Annotated in this window: 11 protein-coding genes; 5 read left to right on the top strand and 6 right to left on the bottom strand. The window is 71.6% G+C overall.

Annotated elements, in window-relative coordinates; all coding sequences use genetic code 11:
* Window positions 1–135 precede the first annotated feature (135 nt).
* The 6 genes from secA to mtrA all read right to left on the bottom strand — a co-directional run bounded on the left by secA (window position 136) and on the right by mtrA (window position 8,780).
* Window positions 136–2,940, bottom strand: coding sequence for a preprotein translocase subunit SecA (gene secA / locus ACVFI9_RS06710; protein ID WP_474765274.1), 2,805 nt, complete (start codon window positions 2,938–2,940; stop codon window positions 136–138).
* Between the two features lie 217 nt (window positions 2,941–3,157).
* Window positions 3,158–3,862, bottom strand: a complete 705-nt coding sequence (gene hpf, locus ACVFI9_RS06705; protein WP_474765273.1) for a ribosome hibernation-promoting factor, HPF/YfiA family — start codon at window positions 3,860–3,862, stop codon at window positions 3,158–3,160.
* 91 nt (window positions 3,863–3,953) lie between these two features.
* Window positions 3,954–4,625: a ComF family protein gene (locus tag ACVFI9_RS06700; RefSeq protein WP_474765272.1), complete on the bottom strand. Its 672-nt coding sequence runs from the start codon at window positions 4,623–4,625 to the stop codon at window positions 3,954–3,956.
* A gap of 96 nt (window positions 4,626–4,721) precedes the next feature.
* Window positions 4,722–6,395, bottom strand: a complete 1,674-nt coding sequence (locus ACVFI9_RS06695) for an LpqB family beta-propeller domain-containing protein (RefSeq protein ID WP_474765271.1) — start codon at window positions 6,393–6,395, stop codon at window positions 4,722–4,724.
* The gene (gene mtrB, locus ACVFI9_RS06690) at window positions 6,388–8,091 is read right to left on the bottom strand and encodes an MtrAB system histidine kinase MtrB (protein WP_474765270.1); all 1,704 of its coding nucleotides are present in this window, start codon (window positions 8,089–8,091) and stop codon (window positions 6,388–6,390) included. The genes ACVFI9_RS06695 and mtrB overlap by 8 nt, the downstream gene beginning before the upstream one ends.
* 8 nt (window positions 8,092–8,099) lie before the next feature.
* Window positions 8,100–8,780 carry an MtrAB system response regulator MtrA gene (gene mtrA / locus ACVFI9_RS06685; RefSeq protein ID WP_474765269.1) on the bottom strand — a complete coding sequence of 227 codons (681 nt, stop codon included), beginning with the start codon at window positions 8,778–8,780 and terminating at the stop codon, window positions 8,100–8,102.
* 211 nt (window positions 8,781–8,991) lie between these two features.
* Between mtrA and ACVFI9_RS06680 the strand changes: the two genes are divergently transcribed.
* From ACVFI9_RS06680 to ACVFI9_RS06660, 5 genes are all read left to right on the top strand, one after another.
* A complete protein-coding gene (locus ACVFI9_RS06680; protein ID WP_474765268.1) occupies window positions 8,992–9,774 on the top strand; it encodes an SDR family oxidoreductase in 783 nt (260 codons plus the stop codon).
* Between the two features lie 63 nt (window positions 9,775–9,837).
* Window positions 9,838–11,079: a hypothetical protein gene (locus tag ACVFI9_RS06675; protein WP_474765267.1), complete on the top strand. Its 1,242-nt coding sequence runs from the start codon at window positions 9,838–9,840 to the stop codon at window positions 11,077–11,079.
* Complete coding sequence (locus tag ACVFI9_RS06670) at window positions 11,070–11,765, top strand: DUF4129 domain-containing protein (protein ID WP_474765266.1); 696 nt, start codon at window positions 11,070–11,072, stop codon at window positions 11,763–11,765. Before ACVFI9_RS06675 ends, ACVFI9_RS06670 begins: the two co-directional genes overlap by 10 nt.
* Window positions 11,762–13,033, top strand: a complete 1,272-nt coding sequence (locus tag ACVFI9_RS06665) for a DUF4350 domain-containing protein (RefSeq protein ID WP_474765265.1) — start codon at window positions 11,762–11,764, stop codon at window positions 13,031–13,033. Before ACVFI9_RS06670 ends, ACVFI9_RS06665 begins: the two co-directional genes overlap by 4 nt.
* Window positions 13,030–14,004: an AAA family ATPase gene (locus ACVFI9_RS06660; protein WP_474765264.1), complete on the top strand. Its 975-nt coding sequence runs from the start codon at window positions 13,030–13,032 to the stop codon at window positions 14,002–14,004. Before ACVFI9_RS06665 ends, ACVFI9_RS06660 begins: the two co-directional genes overlap by 4 nt.
* The last annotated feature ends 1 nt before the right edge of the window (window position 14,005 follow it).

The raw sequence follows: 14,005 nt of genomic DNA, 5'->3' as shown, positions 1-14,005 counted from the left end.
CCGCGCATCAGCGCGCGACGCCGCGCCACGTCCGCGCCCTCTGCGCCACTTGAAGTGGCGCAGAGGGCGCCGAACTGGCGCGGGAGGTCGGCGCGGGCGCGGGTGGCGCGGGCCGGCCGGACCCGTGGGCGCGAGTCAGCGCCCCTTGCGCTCCTGCGCGCGGCGCTCGGCGCGGTTCTGCGGGGCCGGCTGCGCTCCCTCACCGCTCGTGCGCTGACCGAACGCCCCGCGCGCCGGCTCGACCTGGGGCGCCGCGGCCGGCGCCTGCGCCTGCGCGACGGCGCGGCGCGCGCGCTCGGTCGCCGCCTGCTGCACCTGGCCCCGTTGGTTGCGCACCTCGACGCCGCCGGAATCGCTCGGCGCGGAGTAGCTGAGTCGTTCGTCGGGGGTGGCCTGCCGGTTGAGTCCCTTCGCCTCGATCGTGGCCCCGGCTCCGGCCTGCGGAGCGACCTCGACCTCGAGGTTGAAGAGGAAGCCGATCGTCTCCTCGCGGATCGAGCCCATCATCTGCTGGAACATCGCGTAGCCCTCGCGCTGGTACTCGACGAGCGGGTCGCGCTGGGCCATGGCACGAAGGCCGATCCCGTCCTTCAGGTAGTCCATCTCGTAGAGGTGGTCGCGCCAGCGACGATCGATGACCGAGAGCACGACTCGGCGCTCGAGCTCGCGCATCGCCGGGCTGCCCAACTGCTGCTCGCGGCGCTGGTAGGCGAGCTTCGCGTCGGAGAGGATCTCGCGCCGGATGAAGTCGCGGTTCACGCGGCCCTTCTCGCCGGCCTCGGCGACCACCTCGTCGATCGTGATGCCGATCGGGTAGAGCGTCTTCAGCTCGGTCCAGAGCGCGTCGAAGTCCCACTCGTCGGGGCTGCCCTCGGCGGTGTGCGCGTCGAGCACCTCGTCGATGACGTTCTCGAGGAACGTCTGCGTGCGCTCGTGCAGGTCGTCGCCCTGGAGGATGTGCCGACGGTCGCTGTAGATGGCCTCGCGCTGGCGGTTGAGGACGTCATCGTACTTCAGCACGTTCTTGCGGATCTCCGCGTTGCGGGCCTCGACCTGCGACTGCGCCGAGCGGATGGCCCGGGTGACCACCTTCGACTCGATGGCCACGTCGTCGGGGACGCCGCGGGACATGATGCTCTCGGCGGCGCCGGCGTTGAACAGCCGCATGAGGTCGTCGGTGAGCGACAGGTAGAAACGGCTCTCGCCGGGGTCGCCCTGACGGCCCGAGCGCCCGCGCAGCTGGTTGTCGATGCGGCGGGACTCGTGCCGCTCGGTTCCGAGCACGTACAGCCCGCCCGCGGCGAGGACCTTCTCGGCCTCGATCGCGATCTCGGCCTTGACCTGCTCGAACACCTCGTCCCACGCGGCCTCGTACTCCTCGGGCGTGTCGACCGGGCTGAGCCCACGCTCGTGCATGCGCTGCACCGCGATGAACTCGGCGTTGCCGCCGAGCATGATGTCGGTTCCTCGACCGGCCATGTTGGTGGCGACGGTCACGGCGCCGTGGCGACCGGCCTGCGCCACGATCGCCGCCTCACGCGCGTGGTTCTTGGCGTTGAGCACCTCGTGCCGCACGCCCTTCTTCGCGAGCAGGCGCGACAGGTACTCGCTCTTCTCGACGCTCGTCGTGCCGACGAGTACCGGCTGCCCCTTACGGTGGCGCTCCACGATGTCCTCGACGACCTGCGCGAACTTCGACTCCTCGTTCTTGTAGACGAGGTCGGGCTGGTCGATGCGGATCATCGGCCGGTTCGTCGGGATGGGGACGACACCGAGCTTGTAGGTGGACATGAACTCGGCGGCCTCGGTCTCGGCCGTACCCGTCATGCCCGAGAGCTTGTCGTAGAGACGGAAGTAGTTCTGCAGCGTGACGGTCGCGAGGGTCTGGTTCTCGGCCTTGACCTGCACACCCTCCTTCGCCTCGATGGCCTGGTGGATGCCCTCGTTGTAGCGGCGGCCGACGAGGATGCGCCCGGTGTGCTCGTCGACGATGAGCACCTCGCCGTTCATGACGACGTAGTCCTTGTCGCGCTTGAAGAGGGCCTTCGCCTTGATCGAGTTGTTCAGGAACGAGATGAGCGGAGTGTTCGCGGACTCGTAGAGGTTGTCGATGCCGAGGTAGTCCTCGACCTTCTCGATGCCGGGCTCGAGCACCCCGACGGTGCGCTTCTTCTCGTCGACCTCGTAGTCCTCGCCGGGCACGAGCCGCTTGGCGAGATTGGCGAACTCGGTGAACCAGCGGTTCGCCTCGCCGGAGGCGGGCCCGGAGATGATGAGCGGGGTGCGCGCCTCGTCGATGAGGATCGAGTCCACCTCGTCGACGATGGCGAAGTTGTGGCCGCGCTGCACCATGTCGGACGCCTGCCACGCCATGTTGTCGCGCAGGTAGTCGAAGCCGAACTCGTTGTTCGTGCCGTAGGTGATGTCGGCGGCGTACTGCTCACGGCGCACGGCCGGGGTCTGACCGGCGAGGATGCATCCGGTGGTCATGCCGAGCGCGCGGAAGACACGGCCCATCAGCTCCGACTGGTAGCTCGCCAGGAAGTCGTTGACCGTGACGATGTGCACGCCCCGGCTGGTGAGGGCGTTGAGGTAGGCGGCCGTCGTCGCGACGAGCGTCTTGCCCTCACCGGTCTTCATCTCCGCGATGTTGCCGAGGTGCAGAGCCGCGCCGCCCATGAGCTGGACGTCGAAGTGCCGGAGGCCGAGGGTGCGTCGGCTCGCCTCGCGGACGGCGGCGAACGCCTCGGGCAGCAGGTCGTCGAGGGACTCCCCGTTGGCGTAGCGCTCGCGGAGCTCCACGGTCTCGTGCTTGAGCTCATCGTCGCTGAGGGCCTGGAAGTCGTCTTCGAGGGCGTTCACCGCCGCCGCGTAGTTCTCCAGTCGCTTGAGGGTTCGGCCCTCGCCGACGCGGAGGACCTTTTCCAGAATCGAAGCCACGAATGTTCTCCTGTAGTCGTCGGGCGCCACGCCTCTTGTTTGGGGCGTCCTCGGTCGGAACCCCCGGGCGCACCCGGTACCGCCGTGCAGACGGTCATCATAGCCATGCTAGCGGCCAGCAGGCTGGGCGCGGGCGGCGAGAACGCCGGGTGGAACCGACATGCCGGTGGGCACGGACCGACGTCCGTGCCCACCGGTGAACCGAGCGGATGTCGCGTCAGGCCGTGACGCGCTCGAGTCGCGGCTCCGACGGGCCGGACTCCGCGTCGGCCTGCTCATCGAGGCCGATGAGGCCGTAGTCCCACCCCTTGCGCCGGTACACGACACTCGGCCGGCCGGTCTCGGAGTCCACGAAGAGGTAGAAGTCATGTCCGACGAGCTCCATGTAGTAGAGCGCGTCGTCGACGGTCATCGGGTTCGAGGCGAACACCTTGCGGCGGATGACCACCGGACAGTACTCGTCCTCCTCCTCGGCAGCAGGCTGCTGCTCCTCGATGACGGGAATGCTGCCGGTGCGCACCTGCTCGATCACCTCAGGGGCGGCAGCCTGCACGCCGACCTCGCTGAACCCGAGGTCGGTGGCCTCGCGCAGCGACGTCGGGCGGCGTTGCCCACGATGGACCTTGCGACGATCCTTTGCGCGACGGATGCGCTCGAGCATCCGCCCGAGGGCGACGTCGAACGCGGCGTACTTGTCGGTGCCGTCGGCTTCCGCCCGCACCAGGGGCCCCTTGCCGACGAGCGTCAGTTCGACGCGATCGAGGCCGTTGTTGTTCCCGTTCTTCTCGTTGTGCCGGGTGACTTTCACGTCGAGGGAGATGGCTCGTTCGGCGAGGCTGGCGATCTTCTCCGACTTCTCGGCCGCGTAGGCGCGGAATCGGTCGGTGACCCCCAGGTTTCGTCCGACGATGTTCAATTCCATGACGACCTCCATCTACCGGCGTGTCACCCGGGTCTGGAAGGGTGGATCGACCACGCCTGTCCTGCCACCGTAGCCCCCAGACCGGGCATTGTCACGGAGAGTTTCCCGTGAGCCGGGAGACGACCGGCGGGCGCCGCAGCGGGGTCTCCGCGAGCACCGCGATCGCGACGACGGACCCCCCGGCCGCCGTCACCGCACGCCGCGCCTCGGCGAGCGTCGAGCCCGTGGTGAGCACGTCGTCGACGAGCAGGAATCGCCGCCGAGTGAGCCCTCCTCGGGCCTCGAGCGCCCCATCGGCGTTGGCCCGGCGAGCTGCGGCGCCCAGGCCGGCCTGGTCCTCATGGGCCCGGGTGAGTCGCAGCACCCTCGATGAGCGGATGCCGCTGCGCGCCAGCAGGAGCTCCACCGGTGCGTAGCCGCGCGCGCGCATGGCGGCCGGCGTGGACGGCACGGTGCAGACCTCGGTCGAGCCGGACGGCAGGCCGGCGAGCGCCGGCACGATCACGGCCCGCAGCGCCCGCGCAAGCGTCGTGGCGGCATCCGTTCGCCCGCCGTCCTTGAACGCCCCGATCGCGCTCGCCACCTCGCCCTCGTAGCGGAGCGACGCCCACGCGGTGAGTCCCGGGCGTTCGACGAGCCGCGGATCGCCGAGGAGCCGCGGGCGGCACGCTCGGCACACCGACCGATCGACGGCGCCGCAGCCGACGCACGTGACCGGCAGGACGACCCCGAGCGCATCGGCGACGGCGTTCGACCACGTCATACGCTCGAGGGTGACTCGGCCGCCGGATCGCGACGCCGCAGACGGCCGCGTCGGTGCGACCGCATGCGTGCGCGACGACGGTGGAGGACGGGTCGCTCAGCCGGGTTCCTGCGACGCGATGAAGCGGATGCCCGTCGCGCGCACCTGCCAGCCGACGCCGCTGCGCACGACGAGCTCGCCGTCGGCGGTGAGCGCCCGGAGATCGTTGTTGCCGCCGTCGATCGCCACGCCGCCCGCGGGTCCGTCGAACCGACGCGCGAAGCCGCCGAGCTCCTGCGTGACGATGCGGGTCGTGCCGTCGGCGAGCCGGGTGAGCGACGCGACCGTGCTGGCATCGAGCCAAGCGACGTCGAGCGGGGTGCCGTCGAGGTCGTCGAGGCGCAGCGCGATCGGGCTCAGTGCGATGGGCTTGCCGTCGGTGTCCCGTTGGATCGAGGCCGCGACGAAGTTCGTTCGCACGCCGTCGGCGAGCAGTGCGACGATGCGGGTCGCATCACGCGAGACCTCGATCGCCGCGATCGCCGTGCCCGTCCAGGGCGCGTCCACCTGCTCGGACGTCCCATCGGGGGCGTACCACGCCAACTGGTCAGGTGCGTCCGCGGGAACCGACCACACGAATCCGGCGCCGTCGATGGCGGGGACCACGGGATTCGCCCGCGGATCGAGCGGCACCGGGTCCTCGTCCACGCGCAGGAGCGACACCCCCTCGGCGGTCCGGATCGCCGCCGACTCGCCGCCGGGACCCAGGGCAGCGCCGCTCGGAACCAGCGTCGCCACCTGTTCGGACAGCCCGGGGATGGGCTCGATGCGCTCGCCCGAGGTCGCGAGGTGACCGAACGTCTGACCGTCGAAGACCACGGTACGGGGATCGACGCGAGGGTTCGGCTCGGGCCGCGGGTCGGTCAGGTCGGGAGGGTCGGCGTCGGCGCCGTTCAGGGCGAGGTCGACCTGTTCGATGGTGCGCACGCCGATGAGGCTCTCCTCCAGCTGGGCCTGGATGCGCTGCGCGGTTCGCAGGTCGCCGAGCCCGGCGCCGGTGAGCGAGACCCACGCCGTCTCCCCGGCGACGGTCACGGCTGCCGGGGTGAGCTGCACTCCTTCGGGGAACGCCGAGACGACGCCCGGCTTCAGCCACTCCGCCGGGCCCGCGATGAGCGAGCGCACGATGCTCGTCTGCGCCGACTCCCGACCGGCGAACCAGCGGACATCGGGCACCAGGTACCGGTAGCTCGGGTCGAAGAAGTACAGCTCATACGAGCGGAACACGCCCGTGAAGCTGACCTCGTCGATGACGATGCCGGGCGGCGCGGCCGAGATGCGCCACTCCCCGTCGACCTGCTCGAAGGAGTACTGGAACGGGATGGGTGTGCGCGATTCGGGCTCCTCGTACTGCCCGTTGCCGCCGAGCGCCGCGGCCGGCGTCACCTCGAGGCGGAGCGTGGTCTCGTCGACCGTCTCGACGTCCCGTTCGCCGAGGACGTCGATGGTGGCTCCATCGCCGGGATCCCACTCCTCGGCGAACGCCTGGGTGAGGTACTCGCGCGCCACCTCGTAGTTGTTCCGAGGGCTCTGCGCCGCGATGATGAAGCCGTCGAGGATCTGCTCCTGGGTGGCGCCCTCCGCGGGGGGCTGCGCCAGGATGTCGAGGTCGACGGGGTCGGCGGGCGCAGGGTCCCCGCGCTGCACGCCGCCGGAATCCGGAATGGACGCGCATCCGGTGAGCACGAGGCACACGAGGGCCACGGAGGCCGCCACTACGCGCCTACGCATCGCGAACCCCCTGGGAATCGGTCTCACGGTCGTCCGCCACGACGGTCTCGGGCTCGACGGAGCCGATCGACTCCGTGGGCGGCGGCCCCTGGGCACCGGCATCCTCGGGCTCGAGCGGAAGCGGCGAGACGAGCGTCGAGACCGCCGCCGACCGCGGCAGCGTCAGCCGGAACACCGTGCCCTCATCGGGGCGCGACCAGACGTCGAGCGTGCCCCCGTGCGCGACGGCGTCCTCGAGCGAGATCGCGAGGCCGAGGCCCGTGCCGCCGATCGTTCGCGTGCGGCTCGGGTCGGCGCGCCAGAATCGGTCGAACACGCGTGCCGCCTCCTCCTCGGTCATGCCCATGCCGTAGTCGCGCACCGAGAGCGCGATCGCGGACTCGTTGCTGTCGACGGAGACCACGATGGGCCGCCCCTCCCCGTGCTCGATGGCGTTGCCGAGCAGGTTGCGCACGATCCGCCGGATGCGACGCGGGTCGACCTCGGCCTCGAGGTGGCCGCCGGGGGCGACGAGCCGGAGCTCGCTCCCCCGGTCGCGGGCGAGCTCGTACATCGACTCGATCGCGTCGCCCGCGAGGTGCACGAGGTTGGTCGGCTCGGTCGCGAGGGTCACCGAGCCCGCGTCGTACCGGCTGATCTCGAGCAGGTCGCCGAGCAGCCGCTCGAACCGATCGGTCTGCGTGTGCAGGAGCTCCACGGTGCGCGCGGTGGGCGGCGGGAAGTCATCACGCTGCCCGTAGAGCACGTCGCCCGCGAGCCGGATCGTCGTGAGCGGCGTGCGGAGCTCGTGCGAGACGTCGGAGACGAAGCGCTGCTGCACGACCGAGAGCTCCGCCAGCTCGCGGATGCGCGCCTGCAGGCTGTCGGCCATGCCGTTGAAGGACGCCGCGAGCGTCGCGAGTTCGTCTTCACCGCGCACGGGCATGCGCACCCCGAGGTCGCCGGCGGCCAGCCGCCGGCTCGTGGCCGCGGTGGTGCGGATCGGCTCGATCACCCAGCGCACCACGATGAGCGTGATGACGCTGAGCAGGGCGAGGAGCGCCGCGGCTCCGATGATGCCCGTGAGCTGCATGAACGCCAGCGTCTGCTCCGCCTCGGTGAGGTCGTAGCCGATGTAGATCTCGTAGCGCCCGGCGCCCTTGACGTCGAGCGTGCTGCCGACGATGATCCCCGGCACGGTGTCGTCGTCGGGGTCGGGCAGGGCGACCGACTGCCAGTACTGTCCGTCGGGGTCCGCCTGCACCTGCGCGCGCAGGTCGTCGGTGATGATGTCGCCGCCGAGCCTCGGGCTGCGCGCGCCCGGCGGCGCATTGGAGTTCACCGGGGCATCCGGGTGGCGGAAGATCGCGAAGTCGGTGCTGCCCGAGACGCTCGAGATGGTGACCTTCAGGCCGTTCATGAGCAGCTGCAACGAACCACGGTCGGAGGCGTCGGACGACTCGACGAGGCCCTGCGCCGCGGCGGTGGCGTTGTTCGACGCCTCCAGCGCCCGCTCGCGCTCGTCCTGGAACAGGTTGGACGCGATGCTGAACGAGATGTACAGGCCGATGAGGAGGATCGCGAGCCCCGACAGCCCCAGCGTGATGATGACCGTGCGGAACTGCAGCGACCGGCGCCACAGCGTCGCCAGGCGGCGCGGGAACTCGCGCCACGATCCGGCGGCGAAGAGGGAGGGGGCGTCGGCGGCCGGAGACATCCGCTGGCCTACGTCGTCGTGCCGGCCCGGTAGCCGACCCCGCGCACGGTCATGACGATGCGCGGGTTGTCGGGGTCGTGCTCGACCTTCGCACGCAGCCGCTGCACGTGCACGTTCACGAGCCTGGTGTCGGCCTTGTAGTGGTAGCCCCACACCTGCTCGAGGAGCATCTCGCGCGTGAAGACCTGCTGCGGCTTCGACGCGAGCGTGAGCAGCAGGTCGAACTCGAGGGGCGTGAGGTTGATGCGCTCGTCGCCGCGCCGCACCTCGTGGCCGGCGGCGTCGATGGTGAGGTCGCCGATCGCGAGGGTCTCGACGACGGGGTCGGGCGCCGGCCGCAGCCTGGTGCGGATGCGGGCGACGAGCTCCTTGGGGTTGAACGGCTTCACCATGTAGTCGTCGGCGCCCGACTCGAGGCCCTTCACGACATCGGCGGTGTCGCTCTTCGCGGTGAGCATGATGATCGGAGTGCCGGATTCCGCGCGGATGCGCCCGCAGACCTCGATGCCGTCCATGCCGGGGAGCATGAGGTCGAGCAGCACGAGATCGGGGCGCGTCTCGCGGAACGTCGTCAGTGCACTCGTGCCGTCGGTGCAGAAGGACGGATCGAAGCCCTCGGTGCGCAGCACGATGCCGATCATCTCGGCGAGGGCCGTGTCGTCGTCGACGACGAGTACGCGTGGAGTCATCCGTTCATTCCTGTCGACGCCGCGGGCGCGCGGCCGAAATCAGTATGCCAAGCGTAGTCGTTCCTTCCCGGGAGGCGGTTGCGCGTGGAAGCGCTCTCCTCGCCATCGCCGTCAGCATCGGGTGCGGTCACCGGCGCCGGACGAAAGTCCCGACGCCCAGCCGCCGGTGCCGGGATGATGATGCCGAACGGCGGCGACGAAGGAGGACGACATGGCGAGGACGTATGTGGTGACGGGCGCGGCGAGCGGCATCGGCCGGGCCACGAAGGCACTGCTCGAGGAGCGCGGTGGGACCGTGATCGGGGTCGACCTGGCCGGCTCGGATGTGGATGCCGACCTGTCGACGTCCGAGGGTCGGGCGACGCTCGTGACCGAGGTCACGGCACGCAGCGGCGGTGTCGTCGACGGGGTCGTCGCCAACGCGGGCCTGGCCACCCCCACGGCGAAGACGGTCGCGGTGAACTACTACGGGACGCTCGCGACCCTCGAAGGGCTGCGACCACTGCTCGCCGCGTCGGCTGCGCCGCGGGCGGTCGCGACCGCGTCGATGGCCTCGCTCCTCCCGCACGACGACGCGCTCCTCGCCGAGCTCCTCGACGGCCGGGAGGACCGGGCCATGGCGCGAGCGGCGGAACTCGAGGCCGGCCCGCCCGAGCACGGCGGCCTCATCTACGCGACGACCAAGCGCGCCCTGGTGCGTTGGATCCGCCGCCACGCCCCGACGCCGGAGTGGGCCGGGGCCGGCATCGCGCTCAACGCGATCGCGCCGGGTGTGGTGCTCACCCCGATGGTCGCGGGCTACACCGACACCGAGGAGGCCCGCGCTTCGCTCGCGAGCATGGTGCCGATGCCGCTGAACGGCTTCTTCGAGCCCGAGGACGCCGCGAAGCTCCTCGTCTGGCTCGTCAGCGAGGAGAACGCGCACCTCTGCGGACAGGTGATCTTCATCGACGGGGGCAGTGACGCGGTGATCCGTGGCGACTCCACCTGGTGACCACCGCTGGGCGACCGAATGTGAAAGCATGGGGGGGACCCCCGCACGAAGGAGCACAGACCGGTGTCCGATCACGAGTGGCAGGCGCCAGGCGGATCACCCCAGGCCCCTCGACCGGATGCCCCGCCCGCGCCGGCCGACTCCGCAGACCCGGGTGCGTACAGCCCTCCGCCGTCCCCCTCGTTCGGCGAGTACGGCGCGTACCCGCCTCCTCCGGTCTCGCCCCCGCCGGGTGCGTGGACGCCGCCGCCCAAGCCCGGGCTCCTCCCGCTCAGGCCGCTCGGATTCGGCACGCTGCTCTGGGCGCCGTTCCGCACGCTGCGGCGCAACCCCGCCCCGACGTTCGGCAGCGGACTCGTCGTGCAACTCGTCTCGGTCGTCGCGACCGCGGCGGTCTTCGTGCCCTTCTTCATCGTGACCTTCACCCGGCTCGAGAGCGCCACCGAGGCCGATGCCGACGCCATCCTGTCCGGCACGGTGGGCGGGCTCATCCTGCTGATGCTCGTGCCGATGGCGATCTCCGTCGTCGCGAGCGCGTTCCTGCAGGGCGTCATGGTCGTCGAGGTGGCCACCGGCACCCTCGGCGACCGGCTCGGATTCGCCGCCCTCTGGCGCCGGGCGGCGAAGCGCATCTGGCCGCTCATCGGCTGGACGCTGCTCGTGGCCGCGGCGCTGCTCGTCGCGTTCGCAATGCTCTTCGTGATCGTGCTCCTGGCCGGTTCGATCTCGCCGGTCGGGCTCGCGGTGGGCATCGGTGTCGCCATCCTGCTCGGCGTCGGCCTCGCGGTGCTCGGCGCCTGGCTCGGCGTGAAGCTCGCGCTCGTGCCGAGCGTGATCGTGCTCGAACAGGCCGGCATCCGGGCCGCCATGGGTCGCTCGTGGCGGCTCACCGACGGGTTCTACTGGCGCACGTTCGGAACGCTCATCCTCGTCGCCGTCATCCTGAACGTGGCGGCGAACGTCGTGGTGCAGCCGGTGTCGCTCGTGGGCACGCTGCTCGCCCTCATCGTCGATCCCACCGGTACCGGGGCCGCGATCACGATCACCGTCATCACCACCGTGGTGACGCTCATCCTCTCGCTCCTCATCGGTTCCATCACCGCGGTGGTGCAGGCGGCGCTGATCGCCGTCATCTACATCGACCTCCGCATGCGCAAGGAGGGACTCGACCTCGAACTCGAGCGGCACGTCGAGGCCCGCGGGGCGGGCCTCGACGTCGGCGACCCCTACCTTGCGCCCGCCGGGGCGGCGCCCGTCGCGAGCGCACCGGCCACCGGAAGCGAACGCCCCGCCACGTGGTCGTGATCCCGCACGGCGACGTCCCGGTGGATCCCGACGCGCCAGAGGCCCGCCGGTGGCTGGAGGACGAGCTCGCGAAGCCCGAGTACCGCAGCGCCGAGCCGAATGCCTTCGACCTCGCCATGCAGGCCATCCGCGACTGGATCGCGAGCCTGTTCGAGGGCGCCACCGGCCTGCCCGGCCCGCTGCTCGGGCTGCTCGCCGTCATCGCGGTGGCCGCGCTCGTCGTGATCGCGCTGCTCGTCTTCGGCCTCCCGCGGCTCCGGCGACGGCGGACGCTCGCGGCCCCGCTCTTCGACGATGCCGATCGGCGCGACCTCGCGACCCTTCGCCGAGCCGCCGCGGCGGCCGCGACCGCCGGCGACTGGCCGCTCGCGATCGAGGAGCGATTCCGCGCACTCGCCCGCGGTCTCGTCGAGCGCGACCTCATCCGGGTGCATCCCGGCACCACGGCGCGGGGTGTCGCGGATGCCGCAACCGCACGCTTCCCCGCGCACGGACCCGCGCTGCGCGAGGCCGCCGGCGACTTCGACGCCGTGCGCTACCTCGGCCGTGGTGGATCCCGCGAGCGGTACGAGGCGTTGACCGCGCTCGAGCGCGCCGTCTCCGCCGCAGTTCCCGCGGGCTTCGACGCCGATGCCGCTGCCGCGGCACCATCCGCCGGACTCGCCGCCGCGGAGCCGCGACGATGACCGTCACGTCCCCGGCGCCGTCGTCACCGTCGTCGTCGACGACTGCGTCCCCGTCGGCCGCACCCGCGATCACCCCGACGCTTCGTGCCCGGCTCCGGCAGCGACGCGCGTGGCTCGTCATTTCCGGCGCCCTCGTGCTCGGCGCCGTCGTGCTGCTCATCGTGCAGGGCGGCGTCCGGGCTCCGGGCCCGACGCTCGGTTCCGACAACCCGGGCCCGGCCGGCTCCAAGGCAGTCGTCGAGGTGCTCCGCGCCCGGGGCGTGACGGTCACCGAGGCCTCGACCGTCGCCGAGGCGATCGACCGCGCCCGTGCGGGCGCCACCGTCTTCCTCTACGACGAGTTCGGCCTGCTCGGCGATCGCCTCGACGATCTCACGGCCGTCGCCGACCGGCTCGTCGTCGCCGAGCCCGGTTTCTCGGCGCTCGAACGGCTCGCCCCGGGAGTGCGGCTCGCGGGCGCCGCGAGCGGGCCGCTCGACGACGTCGCCTGCGACCTGCCGGCGGCCGAGCGCGCCGGCACCCTCTCCGACGGGCAGCGCCTGCTCACGATCGACGACGCGGCGCAGGCCGGCGAATGGTCGGGTTGCTTCCGCGACGACGACTTCGGCTACGCCCTGGCCGCGGGCCCGGGAGCCGCAGGCGGTGAGCTCGTGCTCGTCGCCGCGACGACGGCCTTCACGAACGAGCGCATCGACGAGGAGGGCAACGCCGCGCTCGCACTGGGGCTGCTCGGGGCATCCGACGAACTCGTCTGGTACCTGCCGTCACCCCTCGACGCCGACGAGGCGGCCGCGCCCACCATCGCCGACCTCACGCCCGGCTGGGTCAGCCCCGTCATGGTGCTCGCGATCGCCGTGGCCGTCGTCGCGGGCGTGTGGCGCGGACGCCGGTTCGGTCCGCTCGTGGTCGAGCGGCTGCCGGTGCAGGTGCCGGCCGGTGAGACGAGCGAGGGCCGTGCACGCCTCTACGCACGCAGCGGTGCCCGCACCCATGCGCTCGACCAGCTCCGCATCGGTGCGATCGAGCGGCTCGCCGCGCTGCTGCGGCTGCCGAGACCGGCCGAGGTCACCTCGGTCGTCGAGGCCGTGGCGATCGCGACGGGCCGTGACGCGGCATCCGTCGCCCACCTGCTCGTCGCCGGCGAACCCGCGCACGACCGCGAGTTCGTCGACCTCGCCCTGGGACTCGAGCACCTCGAGCAGGACGTGCGACAGGCGATCCGCCCCGGCCCCCGAGACCCCTCCCGCCACACAGGAAGGCGAGCATGACCGACACCATCCCGAGCACCGACGACGACCTCCGCGCCGCGCTGAACCGGGTGCGCACCGAGGTCGGCAAGGCCGTCGTCGGCCAGGACGGCGCCGTGACCGGGCTCATCATCGCGCTGCTCACCAGAGGCCACGTGCTGCTCGAGGGCGTGCCCGGCGTGGCGAAGACGCTGCTCGTGCGCACGCTCAGCCGTACGCTGCGCCTCGACACCCGGCGCCTGCAGTTCACGCCCGACCTCATGCCGGGCGACGTGACCGGGTCGCTCGCCTACGACCCGCGTACGGGCGAGTTCGCCTTCCGCGAGGGGCCGGTGTTCACGAACATCCTGCTCGCCGACGAGATCAACCGCACGCCGCCCAAGACGCAGTCGGCGCTCCTCGAGGCCATGGAGGAGCGCCAGGTGTCGGCCGACGGGGTGACACGTCCGCTGCCCGTCCCGTTCATGGTCGCCGCCACGCAGAATCCCATCGAGTACGAGGGCACCTACGCGCTCCCTGAGGCGCAGCTCGACCGGTTCCTGATGAAGCTCGTGCTCGAGGTGCCCGAGCGCGACGCCGAGGTGGCGCTCGTGCGCCGGCACGCCGACGGCTTCGACCCGCACGACCTCGCCGCCGCGGGGGTCACGCCCGTGCTCGGGGCCGAGGAGCTCGCCGCCGCCCGTGCCGCCGCGGCATCCGTTCGCGTCTCCGACGACGTGCTGGCGTACGTCGTCGACCTCGCCAGGGCGACGCGCCGCAGCCCTTCGATGCGCCTCGGCGTGAGCCCGCGCGCCACCACGGCGCTGCTCGCGGCCGCGAAGGCGTGGGCGTGGCTCACCGGCTACGACTCGCTCACGCCCGACCACGTGCAGGCGATGCTGCTGCCCGTGTGGCGGCACCGGGTGCAGCTGCGGCCCGAGGCCGAGCTCGAGGGCGTCGCCGTCGACGCCGTGCTGCGCTCGATCATGCAGCAGGTGCAGGTGCCGCTCTGAC

The sequence above is a fragment of the Agromyces sp. NSFZ genome (assembly GCF_056156205.1).
This window is presented reverse-complemented; position numbering and strand designations above follow the sequence as displayed.

Bases quoted from the DNA above. Each gene is read 5' to 3' on its own strand.
- hpf (WP_474765273.1), bottom strand. From the start codon at position 3,862: ATGGAATTGAACATCGTCGGACGAAACCTGGGGGTCACCGACCGATTC.
- ACVFI9_RS06700 (WP_474765272.1), bottom strand. From the start codon at position 4,625: ATGACGTGGTCGAACGCCGTCGCCGATGCGCTCGGGGTCGTCCTGCCG.
- ACVFI9_RS06695 (WP_474765271.1), bottom strand. From the start codon at position 6,395: ATGCGTAGGCGCGTAGTGGCGGCCTCCGTGGCCCTCGTGTGCCTCGTG.
- mtrB (WP_474765270.1), bottom strand. From the start codon at position 8,091: ATGTCTCCGGCCGCCGACGCCCCCTCCCTCTTCGCCGCCGGATCGTGG.
- mtrA (WP_474765269.1), bottom strand. From the start codon at position 8,780: ATGACTCCACGCGTACTCGTCGTCGACGACGACACGGCCCTCGCCGAG.
- ACVFI9_RS06680 (WP_474765268.1), top strand. From the start codon at position 8,992: ATGGCGAGGACGTATGTGGTGACGGGCGCGGCGAGCGGCATCGGCCGG.
- ACVFI9_RS06665 (WP_474765265.1), top strand. From the start codon at position 11,762: ATGACCGTCACGTCCCCGGCGCCGTCGTCACCGTCGTCGTCGACGACT.
- ACVFI9_RS06660 (WP_474765264.1), top strand. From the start codon at position 13,030: ATGACCGACACCATCCCGAGCACCGACGACGACCTCCGCGCCGCGCTG.